General features: G+C 67.4%; 14 protein-coding genes. 6 read left to right on the top strand and 8 right to left on the bottom strand.

What is annotated here, in order from left to right:
• Window positions 1–246 precede the first annotated feature (246 nt).
• Window positions 247–744, bottom strand: coding sequence for a GNAT family N-acetyltransferase (locus JOY88_RS07435; RefSeq protein ID WP_293501625.1), 498 nt, complete (start codon window positions 742–744; stop codon window positions 247–249).
• Window positions 745–1,239: 495 nt separating this feature from the next.
• On the opposite strand from JOY88_RS07435, the gene JOY88_RS07430 reads away from it, so the two are divergent.
• The gene (locus JOY88_RS07430) at window positions 1,240–2,472 is read left to right on the top strand and encodes an anion transporter (protein ID WP_293501624.1); all 1,233 of its coding nucleotides are present in this window, start codon (window positions 1,240–1,242) and stop codon (window positions 2,470–2,472) included.
• Between the two features lie 299 nt (window positions 2,473–2,771).
• On the opposite strand, the gene JOY88_RS07425 is transcribed toward JOY88_RS07430, so the two are convergent.
• From JOY88_RS07425 to JOY88_RS07400, 6 genes are all read right to left on the bottom strand, one after another.
• Complete coding sequence (locus tag JOY88_RS07425; RefSeq protein ID WP_293501623.1) at window positions 2,772–4,088, bottom strand: ABC transporter permease; 1,317 nt, start codon at window positions 4,086–4,088, stop codon at window positions 2,772–2,774.
• A 1-nt stretch (window position 4,089) separates the two neighbouring features.
• On the bottom strand, window positions 4,090–5,259 hold the full coding sequence (locus tag JOY88_RS07420) for an ABC transporter permease (RefSeq protein ID WP_293501622.1): 1,170 nt from the start codon (window positions 5,257–5,259) through the stop codon (window positions 4,090–4,092).
• Between the two features lie 11 nt (window positions 5,260–5,270).
• On the bottom strand, window positions 5,271–5,963 hold the full coding sequence (locus JOY88_RS07415; protein ID WP_293501621.1) for an ABC transporter ATP-binding protein: 693 nt from the start codon (window positions 5,961–5,963) through the stop codon (window positions 5,271–5,273).
• A 4-nt stretch (window positions 5,964–5,967) separates the two neighbouring features.
• Window positions 5,968–7,185, bottom strand: a complete 1,218-nt coding sequence (locus tag JOY88_RS07410) for an efflux RND transporter periplasmic adaptor subunit (protein WP_293501620.1) — start codon at window positions 7,183–7,185, stop codon at window positions 5,968–5,970.
• Between the two features lie 198 nt (window positions 7,186–7,383).
• Window positions 7,384–8,028, bottom strand: coding sequence for a response regulator (locus JOY88_RS07405; RefSeq protein ID WP_293501619.1), 645 nt, complete (start codon window positions 8,026–8,028; stop codon window positions 7,384–7,386).
• Entirely contained in the window at window positions 8,025–9,182 is a 1,158-nt protein-coding gene (locus JOY88_RS07400) for a hybrid sensor histidine kinase/response regulator (protein WP_293501618.1), read from the bottom strand. The genes JOY88_RS07405 and JOY88_RS07400 overlap by 4 nt, the downstream gene beginning before the upstream one ends.
• A 200-nt stretch (window positions 9,183–9,382) precedes the next feature.
• Here JOY88_RS07400 and JOY88_RS07395 point away from each other — a divergent pair, with 200 nt between their 5' ends.
• From JOY88_RS07395 to JOY88_RS07380, 4 genes are read left to right on the top strand one after another with little or no spacing between them, the layout of a single operon-like run.
• A complete protein-coding gene (locus JOY88_RS07395) occupies window positions 9,383–9,850 on the top strand; it encodes a hypothetical protein (protein ID WP_293501617.1) in 468 nt (155 codons plus the stop codon).
• A gap of 52 nt (window positions 9,851–9,902) precedes the next feature.
• A complete protein-coding gene (locus JOY88_RS07390; RefSeq protein WP_293501616.1) occupies window positions 9,903–10,265 on the top strand; it encodes a response regulator in 363 nt (120 codons plus the stop codon).
• Between the two features lie 25 nt (window positions 10,266–10,290).
• A complete protein-coding gene (locus JOY88_RS07385) occupies window positions 10,291–12,402 on the top strand; it encodes a chemotaxis protein CheA (protein ID WP_293501615.1) in 2,112 nt (703 codons plus the stop codon).
• A 27-nt stretch (window positions 12,403–12,429) separates the two neighbouring features.
• A complete protein-coding gene (locus tag JOY88_RS07380) occupies window positions 12,430–12,954 on the top strand; it encodes a chemotaxis protein CheW (protein WP_293501614.1) in 525 nt (174 codons plus the stop codon).
• A 63-nt stretch (window positions 12,955–13,017) separates the two neighbouring features.
• On the opposite strand, the gene alaS is transcribed toward JOY88_RS07380, so the two are convergent.
• The gene (gene alaS / locus JOY88_RS07375; RefSeq protein ID WP_293501613.1) at window positions 13,018–15,642 is read right to left on the bottom strand and encodes an alanine--tRNA ligase; all 2,625 of its coding nucleotides are present in this window, start codon (window positions 15,640–15,642) and stop codon (window positions 13,018–13,020) included.
• 107 nt (window positions 15,643–15,749) lie between these two features.
• Here alaS and JOY88_RS07370 point away from each other — a divergent pair, with 107 nt between their 5' ends.
• Window positions 15,750–17,234: an NAD-dependent succinate-semialdehyde dehydrogenase gene (locus JOY88_RS07370; protein ID WP_293501612.1), complete on the top strand. Its 1,485-nt coding sequence runs from the start codon at window positions 15,750–15,752 to the stop codon at window positions 17,232–17,234.
• Window positions 17,235–17,296 lie beyond the last annotated feature (62 nt).

Genomic DNA, 17,296 nt, shown 5'->3' with positions numbered 1-17,296 from the left:
GAATCGCCATAGCAACGAGGCCTCGACAACCGTTGCCACATGCGCCGCGGTTTCCTCCCTAGAGGTTTATCCAACACCTGCCCTCAAGTCGGCTTGATGCGCAGACCTGCACAGCGCGACGGGCAGGTGTCGGACAAACCTAAACTGAAGCCGACGGCGCCTCTGCCGCGACTGCGGTCTCTCATGTCCTAGAGCTCGGCGGCCTAAGATGCCGTTCAACTTTTTGCACTCAGTGGTTGATGACGCTCACAGAGCACGCTCCATCCACTGCGAGCTGATGTACTGCCCGTTCTTGACAGCGTACTCGTTGAACACCCCAACCTTGGTATAGCCGAACTTCTCGTGCAGCCGCACCGACGCCTCGTTGGGCAGCGCGATGCCGACGACTGCCCGGTGAAGCCTATGACTTTGCAGCGAGCGAAACAGGTGGGCATACAGCGCCGACCCTACGCCCCGGCCACCGCCGCCGGGCCCGACATAGACACTGGTTTCGATGGTATGCCTAAAGGCAGGGTGTGTCCGGTAGGGTTGGCTGCTGCAGAAGCCAAGCAGCTCACCATTTGCGTAAGCAACGAGCAGTTGGTACGGGCCCTCGGGATTGAACGACGAAACCCAGATTCCGATGAACTCGGCCGTATGTGGCGCTTCATCGAAGGTGGCAAACGAATTTGCGACGTAGTGATTGCGCAGCTCCAAGAGAGCCAGCACATCCGCTGCACCCGCATGCCTGATTTCCACTTGCACCACCAACGTTGAAGCTGGGCTGAGAGTGGCGACTTGCCGACGCGTGTCCGGCTCGAGCAACTGGTTAGGCCTCATCTTGGCATGTCCGTAGTTTCAGTCTTGCCAGCGACAACGCCGCCCTTGACAGCGAACATGATGTATCGCTCATATCGAGATTGATAGCCCATACCCGAGCCTACGGTGCTTTCAGCTTGAGCAGTGTACGGACGAGCTCGCACATGTTGGTGAACGGTTGTCGCCCGTCATGCGCATTGGTTTGCATGGCCTGGGCGTCCGCTCGGGCCATGGCCATGTCGAGCCAGCCCTTGGTGCTAGCCCAATGGCCGACCTGACTTTTATCTGCACTCGGCGCGCCCCCTTCGCAGGGAGGGCCGCACAATTCTGCGGGCCGACAACCACTGGTACTCCGTGCGCGAGAACTCCGCATGCACGGTTTGAACGGGGGTGTCGGCTCTTGTTTCTGTCCTTTGGCTTGATAGGGGCCAACATCTACCCATGACTACGACCGTCCTGCTGATCTTCGGCTTGGTATACCTCGGCATGATCCTGGGCGGGCTGCCATTCCTGCAGCTCGATCGCACCGGCATCGGGCTGCTGGGTGCCATCGCCGTGATTGCGACGGAAGCCGTTTCGGTCGAACAGGCGGCTCGATCGATCGACCTGCCAACGCTGCTACTGCTGTTCGCCTTCATGGTCGTGTCCGCGCAAATGCGCCTCGGCGGCTTCTACGACTGGGTCACGGCACGCCTGTCGGCGCTGGCCGTCTCGCCGCCAACGCTGCTGGGCATGTTGATTGCTGTTGTCGCGCTGCTGTCCGCCGTGTTCAGCAATGACATCGTCTGCCTGGCCGTCGCCCCCGTACTGGTGGATGCCTGCATGCGCCGAAGCCTTGATCCCGTGCCGTTTCTGCTGGGACTCGCCTGCGCCGCCAACGTCGGCTCGGCTGCCACCTTGATCGGCAACCCGCAGAACATGCTGATCGGCCAGACGCTGCAGCTGTCCTTTGCGGGCTATGCCGCAGAGGCGGCCGTGCCGGTGCTGGCAGGGCTCGCGCTGACATGGGCGGTGATCGTGGTCCGCGTCCAGGGGCGCTGGCAATTGGCGGGAGGTGCCACGCCCGAGATCCGGCCCGGGTTCGGGACCCAGGACCTGGATCGTTGGCAGACCGTCAAGGGAATGATGGCCGCGCTCGCGATCCTCCTGGCATTTCTGTTCGCGCCTTGGCCAAGAGAAGTGGTTGCGCTGACCGTCGCTGGCGTGCTGCTGATGAGCCGGCAGCTGCATTCGAGCCGCATGCTGGGCTTGGTCGACTGGGAATTGCTCGTGCTCTTCATGGGGCTCTTCGTCGTCAACGACGCGTTGCAACGCACCGGCGTCCCGGCGCAGCTGGTGACCGACTCGGCGGCCCTGGGGTTTCACCTGGACCACCCGGTGCCGCTGTTCGGGGCGACCTTCGTGCTGTCCAACCTGGTCTCCAACGTCCCCGCCGTGATGCTGCTCCTGCCGCTCGCGCATCACCCGCTCTCGGGCCCATTGCTGGCCTTGGCCAGCACGTTTGCCGGCAACCTGTTCATCGTCGGCAGCATCGCCAACATCATCGTCGTCGACGCGGCCAAGCGCCGAGGCATCTTCATCGACTGGCGGCAGCACGCCCGTATCGGCGTGCCTGTGACGATCGCCACCATGGCCGTGACGGCGCTCTATTTGTGGTGGCGCATGCACAGCTGACCCAGGCGTTGGCTTGCCGTTGTCGGCAAGTTCGGCACATCAGGTCCTGGTTGTCCGCGGCAATTGCTCTGGTGAACGACCGATCCCTGCCGACTTGCCACCCGCAGCCTTGCGATCTGCTCATTGACCGGAGCGGACGCCAGCCGTCACTCGGGAGCCAGGCAGCGAGCGGCAGTAGCCAGTCTGCAGCCGCCCCCCTCGAATGCCGTTTTCGCCAGCTCCCTACGCACCGTGTCGCCGCAGTCGCAATCCTGGCACAGCCATCAACAGGGCTGCGCCCTCTCCTTGCTCCGACCGGCTCAAGCCTCCCGCAGGGCCGTCGTCACCGGCACCGACGCCGCACGCACCGCCGGGAACAGCCCGCCGACGAAGCCGATGGCCAACGCCCACTTGATGCCCTCCCACAGCAGGCCCGGTGACACGGCCAGGTTGAAGCTGAGCTTGCCGACCGAACCGGCCGCCATCGTCGAGGCCTCGAAGCCGTTGAACAGCAGATAGGCCGCCACCCCGCCGATGAGGCCGCCGACCAGCGCCAGCAGCGTCGTCTCCAGCATCACCGCGACGACGACCGGCAGGCCGCGGAAGCCGATGGCGCGCAGCGTCGCGATCTCGCGGGCCCGCGAGGCCACGGCGGCGAACATGGTGTTCAGCGCGCCAAACACCGCGCCCACGGCCATGATGGCGCCCACCGTGATGCCGATGATGCGCAGGATCTTGGTCATCTGCTCGCTCTGCTTGGCGAAGAACTCCAGCGTCGTGCTGGCCTTGACCTTGAGCTGCGGGTTGGCCTCCAGCGCGTCGCTGAAGACCTTGATGGCGGCAGGACGCTCCAGCTTCACCGTCGCCGAGTTGCGGCCGCTGCCGCGCTTGTAGGTGTCGTTGACGACGTTGGCGTCGGCCCAGAGCTCGGACTCCATCGCGTCACCCGACGCGAAGATGCCGACGATGGTCCAGGGCTGGTTACCCAGCTTCAGCGTAGCGCCCACCGTGAGCCCCTCGAACTGCCGCACCGCCCCTCTGCCGACGATGATCTCGCGCAGCCCGGGCTGGAAGGTCCGGCCCTCGACGATCTTGGCGTTGGGCCGCACGACGAAGGCGGCTTCGCTGACTCCGCGCACCTGGGCGCTGCCCGAGTCGCCGGTCTTGCTGCCCTTGACCGGCAGGTTGGCGGCCACCACGGTCTCGGCCGAGATGATGGGCTCGCCCTTGGCATTGCGGGCGATGCCGGGGGTCTGCTCGATCTGCACCAGGTCCTCGCGGCTCAGCGAGGACGAGACCTCGTTGGCCGACGCGCCGCGCATGACGATGGCGGTGTCCAGCGAGCCCGAGTTTCGCAGCGTCTGCGCATAGCCGTCGGCCATGGCCAGCAGGGCCACCAGCACACCCACCACGCCGGCGATGCCGACGACGATGACGGCCGAGGAGCCCAGGCGCTGCATCAGCGTGCTGATACCCACCGCCGCGACGGAGCGCGCCTGCATGCCGCTGCGGAACAGCAACATCCACAGCGCAAACAGGACGGCGACGGCGAGCGCGCCATACCAGGGCATGAGCACCCACAGGACCAGCATCAGCACGGTGAGCAGCAGGAGTCCGAGGTTCTTGAGGAATTTCATGTCATGCCCTCCCGGCCAGTGCGTCGGTGATGTTCACGCGCATGGCGCGCAGGGCCGGCAGTGCGCCGACGGCCAGGCCGAACAGCAGCGCCAGGCCCACGCCTATCATCCAGCTGGTGAGGCCGGCTGCCGGCAGGTTGAGCGCACCGCCGCTGCCGGCGCCGACGATGGGGCCGATGACGCTGGCCAGGCCCAGGCCGACGACGCCGCCGATCAGCAGCAGCAGCACAGACTCGGCCAGCACCATGGCCAGCACGCTCTCGCCGGAGAAGCCCAGCGTCTTCAGCACGGCGATCTCGCCGGTGCGCTCGCGCACGGCCTGCATCATGGTGTTGCCGGCCAGCAGCAGCAGCGTGAAGAAGACGGCGCCCATGATGGAGGTGACGATGAGGTTGATGTCGGCCAGCTGCTTCATCCAGCTGGACATGGCGGCCTGCTCGGTCAGCGTGCGCGTCTCGTGGTCGGAGTTGGCCGAGATCTCGTCGATGGCCTTGAGCACGCGGTCGGCCTGGTTGACGTCCTTCACCCGCGTCACGTACCAGCCCACCTGGCCCTGGTTCCAGGGCGTGGTGTCGTCGAAGTACTTCCAGTTCAGCAGGAACATCTGGCTCCACCAGCCGGCCGTCTTCTTGTCGGGCACATGGATGATGCCGACGATCTTGAACGGCCAGTTCTGGCTGCCGTTCCTGTCCGGGAAGATGGTGGATTGCATGGGCACCTGGTCGCCCACCTTCCAGCCGAACTTGCGCGCCAGGCCCTCGCCCACCAACGCACCGTCCTTGGTCTCGGCAAAGGCCTTGCGGTGCTCGGCCGAGACTTCCATCTCCGGATAGATGTCCAGGTAGTTGGGTGCCACGGCGAAGCTGAAGACCTGGTTCTCGGGCTTCTGGTAGGCACCACCGAACCAGTTCGCGTACGTGGTGTCCTTGACGCCGTCGATCTGCGTGATGCGCGCACCGAGGGACATCGGCAGCAGCTGGATGAAGCTCAGCTTGGCGCCGGTCTGCAGGCGCTGCGCGCCGTTGGCGCTCTGGCCGGCCTGGTCGAAGCCGACGCGCACCGCGTCCAGCAGGCCGAACAGCAGGAACGCCGTGATGATGGACACCAGGGTCAGGAAGGTCCGCCCCTTGCGCCTGAACAGCGCGGCCCAGATCAGGTGGAGGTATTTCATGGCACCTCCCCTCAGGCGAGTGCTTCGGCGGCGGAGACCAGCGTGCCCTTGTCCAGGTGCAGCGTGTGGCTTGCGCGGGCGGCGGCGCGCGGGTCGTGGGTGACCATGACGATGGTCTTGCCATGCTCGCGGTTGAGGGCCTGCAGCAGCGTCAGCACGTCCTCGGCGGACTGGCGGTCCAGGTCACCGGTGGGTTCGTCGCAGACCAGCAGCGTCGGGTCCGAGACGATGGCCCGCGCGATGGACACGCGCTGCTGCTGGCCGCCCGACAGCTCGGTGGGCTTGTGCGAGGCGCGATCGGCCAGTCCCACCAGCTGCAGCGCGATGGCCGCGCGCTTCCTGCGCTCGGCGGCCGAAAGCTTGGTCAGCAGCAGCGGCAGCTCGACGTTCCTCTGTGCCGACAGCGTCGGCATCAGGTTGTAGAACTGGAACACGAAACCGACTCGGGAGGCGCGCCACTTGGCCAGCGCCGCGCCGGACAACTGGTCAATGCGCTCGCCGCCCACGATGATGGAGCCGCCGCTGGGAGCGTCCAGGCCGCCGATCAGGTTCAGCAGCGTCGTCTTGCCCGAGCCCGAGGGGCCCATCAGCGCGAAGAAGTCGCCCTGCTGCACGTCGAGGTCGATGTGGTGCAACACCTCCACCTTCTGCTTGCCGCGGGTATAGACCTTGGACAGGTCGCGGATCTCGATCAATGCGCTCATGCTCTCAGTCCTTGCTCACGATGTTGGAACCCTGCTTCAGCTCGGCCGGCGGCGAGACGACGACAGTCTCGCCCGCCTTCAACCCGCCGGTGGCCAGCTTGAACTTGCCCATGTCGGCGCCCAGCTGCACCGCACGCTGCTCGGCGTGTTCTTCGCGGACGACGAACACCACCGGCACGCCGTCACGCTGAACGACGGCCTCCGGCGGCAGCAACACGCCCGGCACGGGCTTGGCCTCGGCCTTGGGCTTGGTGGCCAGGAAGCTCACGCGCACGCCCATGTCCGGCACGACGCGGTCGTCCTTCTTCTCCAGCGCCACGCGCACCTTGACGGTGGCCTTGCCACGATCGGCGCTAGGGATGACGGCGACGACGTGGGCCGGGATCTTCCAGTCCGGGTAGGCGTCCAGCACGGCCTCGCAGGGCATGTCGGCCTTGACCTGGGCGATATAGGCCTCGTTGACGTCGACGTTCACCTCCAGCGAGTCCATGTCGACGATGGTGCCCACGCCGGTGCGCGTGAAGCCGCCGCCGGCGGACAGCGGCGAGATGATCTCGCCCACCTGGGCTGCACGCGCCGTGACGACGCCGTCGAAGGGCGCACGCACGGTGGCGTAGTCGAAGTTGACGCGCGCCTGCCGGGCCTGGGCCTGGGCGGCCTCGATCTGGCGCTGCGCCGCCTCCATCTGGGCGGACACGGTCTTCACGGCCGTCGCCGCCTGCTCGCGGGACTGGCGCGTCGTCATGCCGCTGGCCGCCAGTTCGGCCTGGCGTCGCTCGTCGGCCTGGACTTGCGCGAGCTGGGCGCGCAGTTGGCCGAGGTTGGCCTCGGCGGTGCGGACCTGGGCTTCGGCGGCCGCGACCCCAGCCTTCAGCCCGGTGTCGTCCAGCCGCGCCAGCACCTGGCCCTTCTTGACCTTGAAGCCCTCGTCGATGAGCACCTCGATCAGCGTGCCGGTCATCTGCGCCGAGACGGTCGCCATGCGGCGCGCCGTCACATAGCCGGAGGCCTGCAGCACGGCGTCGGCCGCCGGCCCCTGGCCGTTGGCGCGCACGGTCACCGTCTGCACGGCGATGGCTTGATGACCCGCCACGAACCACCAGGCCGCGCCGCCGGCCAAGGCCAGCGCGACCAGACCCGCCAGCCCGCCCCAGACCCACTTGGGCGGCCCGCCGCCATGGTCCTCGCGATGCGCACCGTCGATGCGCAACTCCTTCAGCAATCCGGTATCGATGACACGCCCCCTGAAAGTCTCGCCCGGCAGACCTCAACGGCCCTAGGACGCAACGGCCTCTCGGCCACCCACTTGGAACCCGCGCGCATTGTGCAGTGGCCGCTGCCACCGGGTGTCATCATTCGACGAACGGCAGCCGGCGGTGGCGAATCGACGGCCGGGATCGACGAACGGCGGCCGCGCGGCTCAGCTGGCGACGAGGCCGTTGCGGATGGCGTAGACGGTCAGCTCGGAGTTGTTGGAAAGGCTCAGCTTCTCCAGCACGCGGGCGCGGTAGACGCTGACCGTCTTGGGACTGAGCGTCAGCTCCTCGGCGATGTCCGACAGGCGCTTGCCCGAGGCGATCATCACCAGGGTCTGCAGCTCGCGGTCGGAGAGCTTGTGGTGCGCCTGCTCGGTGACGGGCGCGGTCAGGCTCTCGACCAGCATCTGAGCGATCTCGGGCGTCACGTACTTGCGGCCCTGGGCCACCGTGCGCACGGCCTGCACCAGGGTGGCCGGGTCGCCGCCCTTGTTGACGTAGCCGTAGGCGCCGGCGCGCAGCGCGCGGATGGCGTACTGGTCCTCGGGGTACATGGACACGACGAGGGTGCGCACCGGGTTGCCCTCTTCCTTGAGCACGTGCAGCACATCCAGGCCCGAACGGCCGGGCATGTTGATGTCCAGCACCAGCACGTCACAGGGGTTGTTGCCCAGCGTGTGCAGCAGGCCGCGCAGCTCGGTGTAGTCGCCGGCCTCGCCGACAACCTCAATGTCCTGCACGTCGGCCAGCGTGTCGCGGATGCCGCGGCGGATCAGGCCATGGTCGTCGCAGAGGATGACGCGGATCATGCGCGGCCCCAGATGGAGTGGCAGTCATCCTTGCCGAAGTCGGTCGCGTCGTCCAGCGCGTCGATGGCATCCTGGGCCAGCGGCACGGTCAGGATGAGGCTGGTGCCGCCGCCGGGCGCGCTGGACAGGTCCACCCAGCCGCCCACCGTGGCGGCGCGCTCGTGCAGGCCGCGGATGCCGAAGGATCGCTCCTTGGCCAGGTCCTGGGGGGCCATGCCGCGGCCGTTGTCGCGGATCTCCAGCGTCAGCACGCCGGAGTCCAGGCTGAGCTCGACGTCGACGCGGGTCGCGAGCGCATGCTTGGAGACGTTAGTCAACGCCTCCTGGGCCGTCCGGTAGGCCACCAGCGGCACGCCCGGCGGCAGCGCGAGGCGCTCGTCGCCCAGCCGCAGGCCGGCCTCGATGCCGGTGCGGCGCTCGAAGCGCGCCGTCATCCATTGCAGCGCGGCCACCAGGCCCTGCTCCAGGATGGCCGGGCGCAGGTTGTGCATGATGCGCTGGCTGGCGTCGATGGCCGAATTGACGGTCTCCAGCGCCGCGCTGACGCGCTGGCGCACCTCGGGATCGCGGGCGTGGCGGTCTATCCAGGCCAGGTCGAACTTGATCGCCGTCAGCGAACCGCCAACGTCGTCGTGGATCTCGCGCGCGATGGCGGCGCGCTCCAGCTCGACGCTGGTCTGCAGATGGCCGGCCAGCTCGTGCAGGCGTTGCTTGGACTTGACCAGCTCGTGGTCCGCCACCAACCGCGCCCGCTCGTTCTCGGCCGCGTCGACGGCGTGCAGCAGGGCCGGCGCCAGACGGTTCAGGTTGTTCTTCAGCAGGTAGTCGGACGCGCCGTCGCGCATCGCGCCGACGGCGATGTCCTCGCCGATCTCGCCCGAGACGAGGATGAAGGGGACCGTCGAGCGGCGCGCCTTCAGCGCCTCCAGCACGTCCAGGCCCGAATAGCCCGGCAGGTTGTAGTCGGAGAGGATGGCGTCCCACGGGCGCTCCAGCGCGGCCAGCACGGCAGGCAGCGCATCCTGCCTCTCCATGTCCACCTTCAGCCCGGAACGGGCGAGCTGGGCCACGATGAGTTGATGGTCGAGTTCGGAGTCCTCGACATGCAGCACTCGCAGGACCCGGGAGGCCTGCTCCAGACCAGAAATCGTCATGGGGGCGCAGTATGCCGCGCGCCGGGGCTCATGGCCGGCGCCACAATCAACGCCGTGCAGAGCGGTAATACGGCTCGTTCCCCCGGGATCTCCGCGTCGACAGGTGTCGGAAAAGGGGTGAACATGCCATGATTCATTTGCCCTGAGAGTATCCACAGGGCCCTGGGACACAAAAGCAAGCATCCCCTCGCGGAGCCACGATGCAGTCAGAACCTTCCACCGCCGCTGATTTCGATGGAGCCGCGGCCGCCATGCCGCTGCTGGCGGCCGCGGAACTGCAGGACCATCTGCTGACGGTGACGAACGACCTCGAGCGGCTGCAGCGCCTGCTCGACGACGCCGGCGAGGCCCTGTCCACGCATTTCTTCAGCGCCTCCAGCCAGGCCATGAGCCTGCTCAGCACCAGCGACGGCACGCCCGCCTCGGAGGGCCTCAAGCAGATCATGCAGGACATTGCCGGCGCCATCACCGCGCTGCAGTTCCAGGACATGGCCACGCAGCTCATCGCACACACCAGCCAGCGCCTTCGCAACTGCTCGGACCAGTTGGCGCGCGATACCTTCGGCATGGATGACGAGGACGGCGCCGCCGTCGTCGAGATCGCGCCGCTGCGCCCCAACCCGGTCACGCAGGACGAGATGGATGCCGGATCCATCGAGCTCTTCTGAATCCCCCCGCCAATTTCGCCCCCAGGCAACACGTCCCCTCGGAGAAAACCCAATGCACTCAATCCTCGCTGTCGACGACTCGGCCTCGATGCGCCAGATGGTGGCCTTCACGCTCAAGAACGCCGGCTTCAACGTGGTGGAAGCTGTGGACGGGCAGGACGCCTGGGAGAAATCCGGCCAGCGGGACTTCGACCTCGTGCTGACCGACCAGAACATGCCGCGCATGGACGGCATCAGCCTGACCAAGAAGCTGCGCGAGAACCCGAAGTTCAAGAGCACGCCTATCCTGATCCTGACCACCGAATCGAGCGACACGATGAAGCAGGCCGGCCGCGCCGCCGGCGCCACCGGCTGGCTGGTCAAGCCTTTCGACCCGGCCAAGCTGATCGAAGTGATCGGCAAGGTCATCCGCTGAAGCCCATCCCAGAGAGAGCACCGCCATGGGTGACATGACCACCGAAGGCGCCAGCATCAGTGCTGGCATCGACCTCAGCCAGTTCTACCAAGTCTTCTTCGAGGAAGCCGGCGAGAACCTCGACAACATGGAGCAGCTGCTGCTCAACGTCAATGTCGAGGCCGCCGACGACGAGGAACTGAACGCCATCTTCCGTTGCGCCCATTCCATCAAGGGCGGCGCGGCGACCTTCGGTTTCTCCGATGTCGCCGAACTGACCCACCAGATGGAGACGCTGCTGGACAAGCTGCGCCGCCACGAGCTGCAGCCCAACGCGGCCATGGTGGACGTGCTGCTGCAGTCCGGCGATGCGCTGCGCGCGCAGCTGGGCCGCCACCAGGGCTCGGGCGCCGCCCCGGTCGACACGACCGAGCTGCTGACCCGTATCAAGGCCTTCGTCGAAGGCGGCGCGGCGCCGGCTGCGGCCGCACCCGCACCCGCGCCGGTCTCTGCACCCGCGCCGGCTCCGGCCGCCGTCACGACCGGCACTCGCCTGCTGGAGCTGCAGGTCGGCCCGCTGGCCGACATGAGCCTGGCCGACAACCTCGTCGAGCTGTTCAAGGAAATCACCGACCTCGGCACCATAGAGCCGCTGGATGCCGGCCAGGGCTCGGATGGCATGCGCCGCTTCAAGGTGCTGACCAGCTCCACCGACAACGACTTGCTGGACCTCTTCACCTTCCACGTCGCCCGCGAACAGGTCAAGTTGATGCCGCTGGGCCCCGGCTTCGGCTTCCACGAGGGCGCGCCCGGCGCGCCGCCGGCCGAGCCGCCGTCCAACGACCCGGGCTACGGCTTCTTCGACAACGCCCCGGGCGTGCCGGCCGGGGTCGCGCCCGCCGTCGAAGCCGAGGTCAAGCCCGCGGCCGCCATCGTGCCGGCCCGCCCGGCCACGCCAGCCAAGACCGAGGCCAAGCCCGCCGGCGGCGGCATGGACCAGACCACGCTGCGCGTCTCCATCGAGAAGGTGGACCAGCTCATCAACCTCGTCGGCGAGCTCGTCATCACACAGGCCATGCTGGCCCAGAACAGCCGCGAGCTGGACCCGGCGCTGTACCAGCAGCTCACCAGTGGCCTGGCCGACCTGGAGCGCAACACGCGCGACCTGCAGGAATCGGTGATGTCGATCCGCATGATTCCGATGTCGACGGTGTTCAACCGCTTTCCGCGCATGCTGCGCGACCTGGCCGCCAAGCTGGGCAAGAAGGTCGAGCTGGTCACGCAGGGCGAGGCCACCGAGCTGGACAAGAGCCTGGTGGAGAAGATCACCGACCCGCTGACCCACCTGGTGCGCAACAGCTGCGACCATGGCATCGAGATGCCCGAGGACCGCCTCGCGCGCGGCAAGCCCGAGCAGGGCACGATCACGCTGGTGGCCTCCCACCAGGGCGGCAGCATCGTCATCGAGGTGCGCGACGACGGCCGCGGCCTGAACCGCGACAAGCTCATCAAGAAGGCCCGCGAGAAGGGCATAGACGCGCCGGACACGATGACCGACGCCGAATGCTGGAACCTGATCTTCGCGCCGGGCTTCTCCACGGCCGATGTCGTCACCGACGTGTCCGGCCGCGGTGTCGGCATGGACGTCGTGAAGAAGAACATCACGTCACTGGGCGGCACGGTGGAGATCGACTCCGCCGAGGGCTACGGCATGAAGGTGTCCGTGCGCCTGCCGCTCACACTGGCCATCATGGACGGCATGAGCGTGGGCGTGGGTGACGAGTGCTACATCCTGCCGCTGTCCAGCGTGGTCGAGTCCTTCCAGGTGCAGGCCGACACCATCAAGACGGTGGCCGGCTCCGGCCGCGTCGTCGAGGTGCGTGACGAGTACATGCCCGTCATCGAGATGGAGAAGGTCTTCGACGTACCGCGCTTCGACTTCGAGCATGTCAGCTCCATCATGGTCGTCGTCGAGGCCGAAGGAGGCCGCGTCGCGCTGCTGGTGGACGAGTTGCTGGGCCAGCAGCAGGTCGTCGTGAAGAACCTCGAAGCCAATTACCGCAAGGTCAACGACGTGTCGGGCGCCACCATCATGGGTGACGGCCGCGTCGCGCTGATCCTGGACGTCGGCAGCCTGGTGCGCCGCTCGCGCCACTAACAATTCAACCCATACAGAGAGGTCCCCATGGAAGCCAGCAACGTCCCCGCCCTGCGCCAGCAAGGCGCCGTCACTGCCCCGTCCGCCGGCCCCAAGAGCGGCGAATACCTGACCTTCCGGCTCGGCTCGGAGGAATACGGCATCGACATCCTGAAGGTGCAGGAGATCCGCTCCTACGAAGCCCCCACGCGCATCGCCAACGCGCCGGACTTCATCAAGGGCGTCGTCAACCTGCGTGGCGTCATCGTCCCCATCGTCGACCTGCGCCTGAAGCTGGGCTGCCCCAGCGCCGAGTACAACAGCTTCACGGTCGTCATCGTGCTGAACGTGAAGAACCGCGTCGTCGGCGCCGTGGTGGACTCGGTCTCCGACGTTCTGGAACTGAGCCGCGACGCGATCAAGCCGGCGCCCGAGCTGAGCACCTCGTCGGTGGACACCAGCTTCATCACCGGCATCGGCTCGGTGGCCGACCGCATGCTGATCCTGATGGACATCGAAGGCCTGATGAGCAGCGCCGAGATGGGCCTGATGGACGCCGCCGTCGCGGCCTGATCCGGCAATAGCAAGCAAAACGGGCGGCCCGCGGGCCGCCCGTTTCTCATTTCGCGGCCAGTCTCAGACGCGCTCGGACACCCAGCCGACCACGCTCTGCAGGGCCGCCGCGACCCCCGCGGGCTCCGTGCCGCCGGCCATGGCCAGGTCCGGCTTGCCGCCGCCCTTGCCGCCCACCTGGCTGGCGACGAAGTTGACCAGCTCGCCGGCCTTGACCTTGGCCACGCTGTCGGCCGTCACGCCCGCCGCCAGCTGCACCTTGTCGCCGTCCACGGCTGCCAGCACGATGGCGGCGGTCTTGAGCTTGTCCTTGAGCTTGTCCATGGTCTCGCGCAGCGTCTTGGCGTCGGCGCCTTCGAGCCTGGCGGCAAGCACTTTCAGGCCCTTCACGTCCACGGCCTGGGCCAGCAGCTCATCGCCCTGGGCGGACGCCAGCTTGCTCTTGGCCGCGGTGAGCTCCTTCTCCAGCGCCTTGACCTGGTCCAGCACCGCATGCAGGCGGGCACCCAGCTCGTGCGGCGAGGTCTTGAGCGTCAGCGCCGCGCCCTGCACCGTCGCTTCGAGCGACTGCAGATAGGCCAGCGCGTTGTCGCCGGTGACGGCCTCCACGCGGCGGATGCCGGCCGCGACGCCCGATTCGGCGACGATCTTGAACAGGCCGATGTCGCCCGTCGCCTTCACGTGCGTGCCGCCGCACAGCTCCTTGGAGGAGCCGATGCTGAGCACGCGCACCGTGTCGCCGTACTTTTCGCCGAACAGCATCATGGCGCCCGACTTCTGCGCGTCCTCCAGCGCCATGACCTGCGCGTTCGCGCCGGCATTGGCCAGGATCTCGGCGTTCACGAGCGACTCGATCTCGCGGATCTCCTCGGCCGTCAGCGGCGCGTTGTGCGCGAAGTCGAAGCGGGTGCGCTCGGCGTTCACCAGCGAGCCCTTCTGCTGCACATGGGCGCCCAGCACCTCGCGCAAGGCCTTGTGCATCAGGTGGGTGGCGCTGTGGTTGCGCACGGTCCTGGCGCGGCGCTCGGCGTCCACGCGGGCCACGAACACGTCGCCGACCTTGACCGAGCCCTCGGTCACGCGGCCGTGGTGGCCGAAGACGTCGGCCTGGATCTTGACGGTGTCCTCGATGACGACGCGCGTCGTGCCGCTGCGCAGCTCGCCGGCGTCGCCGACCTGGCCGCCGCTCTCGGCGTAGAAGGGCGTGTGGTCCAGCACGATGACGGCGTCGTCGCCGGCCTGCGCCTCGGAGACCGGGGCGCCGTCGACGTAGACGGCCGTGACCTTGGCGGCCTCGCAGACCAGGTGCTCGTAGCCGTGGAACTCAGTCGGCTGGCCGCTGTAGGCCAGGCCCTGCGCCATCTTGAACTTGCCGGCCGCGCGGGCACGGTTCTTCTGCTCTTCCAGCAACTCGTTGAAGCGCGCCTCGTCCACCGACACGCCGCGCTCGCGGCAGACATCGGCGGTCAGGTCGACCGGGAAGCCATAGGTGTCGTGCAGCTTGAAGGCGGTGTCGCCATCGACGTTGCCGCCCTTGGCCAGCGCCGCTTCGAGGATCTCCATGCCGGTGGCGATGGTCTGGAAGAAGCGCTCCTCCTCCTGCTTCAGCACGTCGGTGACGCGGGCCTGCGCCTGGCGCAGCTCGGGGTAGGCATCGCCCATCTCGATGGCCAGCGCGGCGACCAGCTTGTGGAAGAACGGCGTGCGCGCGCCCAGCTTGTAGCCGTGGCGGATGGCGCGGCGGGCGATGCGGCGCAGCACATAGCCGCGGCCGGCGTTGCCGGGGATGACGCCGTCGACGACCGTAAAGGAGCAGGCGCGGATGTGGTCGGCGATGACCTTCAGCGACGGGCTGTCCTTGTCGCAGTCGCCGCCGCCGGCCTCATCCACGGCCTTCTTGGCCGCGGCGAGCAGGTTCACGAAGGTGTCGATCTCGTAGTTGCTGTGCACATGCTGCAGCACGGCCGCCAGGCGCTCCAGGCCCATGCCGGTGTCCACGCTGGGCTTGGGCAGCGGGTGCATGACGCCGTCTTCTGTGCGGTTGAACTGCATGAAGACGTTGTTCCAGATCTCGATGTAGCGGTCACCATCCTCGTCCGGGCTGCCCGGGGGGCCGCCGGCGATCTCGGGGCCGTGGTCGTAGAAGATCTCGGTGCAGGGGCCGCAGGGGCCCGTGTCGCCCATCATCCAGAAGTTGTCGGACATGTAGCGCGCGCCCTTGTTGTCGCCGATGCGCACGATGCGCTCGGCGGGCACGCCCACGGCCTTGTTCCAGATGTCGTAGGCCTCGTCGTCCTCTTCGTAGACGGTAACCCAGAGCTTTTCCTTGGGCAGGCCGAAGTTGACCGTCAGCAGCTCCCAGGCGTAGCTGATGGCGTCCTTCTTGAAATAGTCGCCGAAGCTGAAGTTGCCCAGCATCTCGAAGAAGGTGTGGTGGCGCGCCGTATAGCCGACGTTGTCCAGGTCGTTGTGCTTGCCGCCGGCGCGGATGCATTTCTGGCTGGTCGTCGCTCGCGTGTAGGGGCGCTTGTCGAAGCCCAGGAAGACGTCCTTGAACTGGTTCATGCCCGCGTTCGTGAACAGCAGCGTCGGATCGTCGCCCGGCACCACCGGGCTGGAGGCGACGATCTGGTGGCCTTTCGACTCGAAGAACTTCAGAAAGGTCTGGCGGATCTCGGCGGCTTTCATCCCGGGGTCTTCCTGGAAAAGGTCAGTGACAAAGAGGGGCGATTGTAGAGAGGGGGCTTTACATGCCACGGGTAGAGTGATGCGCAAACCCCTCTGGAGAACCCCCGATGGACCCGAATTCCCCGCTGGCGGCACTGGACGACGCCAGCCTGCTGCGCAGCCAGGCGCTGATCAACGGCGAATGGGTGGCTGGCACCGCCAGCTTCGCCGTGACGGACCCCGCCACCGGCCAGGAGCTGGCCCAGGTGCCCAACCTGGGCCGCGCCGACACCGAGGCGGCAATAGCCGCAGCGGCCAACGCGCTGAACGCCTGGAAGGCCAAGCCGGCCAAGGAGCGCGCCGCCGTGCTGGTGCGCTGGCAACAGCTGCTGGTCAAGCATGCCGACGACCTGGCCCGGTTGATGACGGCCGAGCAGGGCAAGCCGCTGGCCGAGGCTCGAGGCGAGGTGGTCTACGGCGCGAGCTTCCTGGACTGGTTTGCCGAGGAGGGCAAGCGCATCTACGGCGAGACCATCCCGACGACCGACCCGACCAAGCGTTACCTGGTCGTCAAGCAGGCCGTGGGCGTCTGCGCGGCCATCACGCCTTGGAACTTCCCGCTGGCGATGATCACGCGCAAGGTCGCGCCGGCGCTGGCCGCCGGCTGCACCGTCATCATCAAGCCGGCCGAGGCCACGCCGCTGACGGCGCTGGCCGTCGCCGAACTGGCCCAGCGCGCCGGCATGCCCTCGGGCGTGCTGAACGTGCTGACGGCCGATGCCGCGCAGTCCGTCGAGATCGGCAAGCTGCTGTGCGAGAGCGACGTGGTGCGCCACCTGTCGTTCACCGGCTCCACCGAGGTGGGTCGCATCCTGATGGCTCAGTGCGCGCCGACGATCAAGAAGCTCAGCCTGGAGCTGGGCGGCAACGCCCCCTTCATCGTCTTCGACGACGCCGACCTGGACTCCGCCGTGGATGGGGCGTTGGCCAGCAAGTACCGCAACGCCGGCCAGACCTGCGTCTGCGCCAACCGCATCTATGTGCAGGCGGGCGTCTACGACGCCTTCCTGGAGAAGTTCGCGGCCAAGGTCGCGGGCCTGAAGACCGGCAACGGCTTCGAGGCCGGCGTCAGCGTCGGTCCGCTGATCGACGACCAGGCCCTGCAGAAGGTCGAGACGCACGTGGCCGACGCCATCGCGCTGGGCGCCAAGCTGCTGGCCGGCGGCAAGCGCATCGAGACGGCGGGCGGCAACTTCTTCGAGCCCACGCTGCTGGCCGACGCGACGCCGCAGATGCTGTGCTCGCGCGAGGAGACCTTCGGCCCCGTCGCGCCCATCTTCAAGTTCCAGACCGAGGAAGATGCGATACGCCTCGCCAACTCCACCGAGTTCGGTCTGGCCAGCTATTTCTACAGCCGCGACATCGGCCGCATCTTCCGCGTCGGCGAGGCGCTGGAGTACGGCATGGTGGGCATCAACACGGGCCTGATCTCGACGGCCGAGGTGCCCTTTGGCGGCGTCAAGCAATCGGGCCTGGGGCGTGAGGGCGGCCGCCAGGGCATCGAGGACTATGTCGAGGTGAAGTACCTTTGCCTGGGCGACCTCTTGAAGTGATCGCCGTCACGCACCAAACAGAAAAGGGCCCCGGAGGGCCCTTTTGTTTGGGTAGCCGCCGG

The organism is Roseateles sp., from assembly GCF_019237615.1.
Taxonomy (GTDB): domain Bacteria; phylum Pseudomonadota; class Gammaproteobacteria; order Burkholderiales; family Burkholderiaceae_C; genus Pelomonas.
This window is presented reverse-complemented; position numbering and strand designations above follow the sequence as displayed.

Excerpts from the sequence above, each read along its gene's own strand:
- JOY88_RS07430 (WP_293501624.1), top strand. The coding sequence starts at position 1,240 with ATGACTACGACCGTCCTGCTGATCTTCGGCTTGGTATACCTCGGCATG.
- JOY88_RS07425 (WP_293501623.1), bottom strand. The coding sequence starts at position 4,088 with ATGAAATTCCTCAAGAACCTCGGACTCCTGCTGCTCACCGTGCTGATG.
- JOY88_RS07420 (WP_293501622.1), bottom strand. The coding sequence starts at position 5,259 with ATGAAATACCTCCACCTGATCTGGGCCGCGCTGTTCAGGCGCAAGGGG.
- JOY88_RS07415 (WP_293501621.1), bottom strand. The coding sequence starts at position 5,963 with ATGAGCGCATTGATCGAGATCCGCGACCTGTCCAAGGTCTATACCCGC.
- JOY88_RS07405 (WP_293501619.1), bottom strand. The coding sequence starts at position 8,028 with ATGATCCGCGTCATCCTCTGCGACGACCATGGCCTGATCCGCCGCGGC.
- JOY88_RS07400 (WP_293501618.1), bottom strand. The coding sequence starts at position 9,182 with ATGACGATTTCTGGTCTGGAGCAGGCCTCCCGGGTCCTGCGAGTGCTG.
- JOY88_RS07395 (WP_293501617.1), top strand. The coding sequence starts at position 9,383 with ATGCAGTCAGAACCTTCCACCGCCGCTGATTTCGATGGAGCCGCGGCC.
- JOY88_RS07390 (WP_293501616.1), top strand. The coding sequence starts at position 9,903 with ATGCACTCAATCCTCGCTGTCGACGACTCGGCCTCGATGCGCCAGATG.
- JOY88_RS07385 (WP_293501615.1), top strand. The coding sequence starts at position 10,291 with ATGGGTGACATGACCACCGAAGGCGCCAGCATCAGTGCTGGCATCGAC.
- JOY88_RS07380 (WP_293501614.1), top strand. The coding sequence starts at position 12,430 with ATGGAAGCCAGCAACGTCCCCGCCCTGCGCCAGCAAGGCGCCGTCACT.
- alaS (WP_293501613.1), bottom strand. The coding sequence starts at position 15,642 with ATGAAAGCCGCCGAGATCCGCCAGACCTTTCTGAAGTTCTTCGAGTCG.
- JOY88_RS07370 (WP_293501612.1), top strand. The coding sequence starts at position 15,750 with ATGGACCCGAATTCCCCGCTGGCGGCACTGGACGACGCCAGCCTGCTG.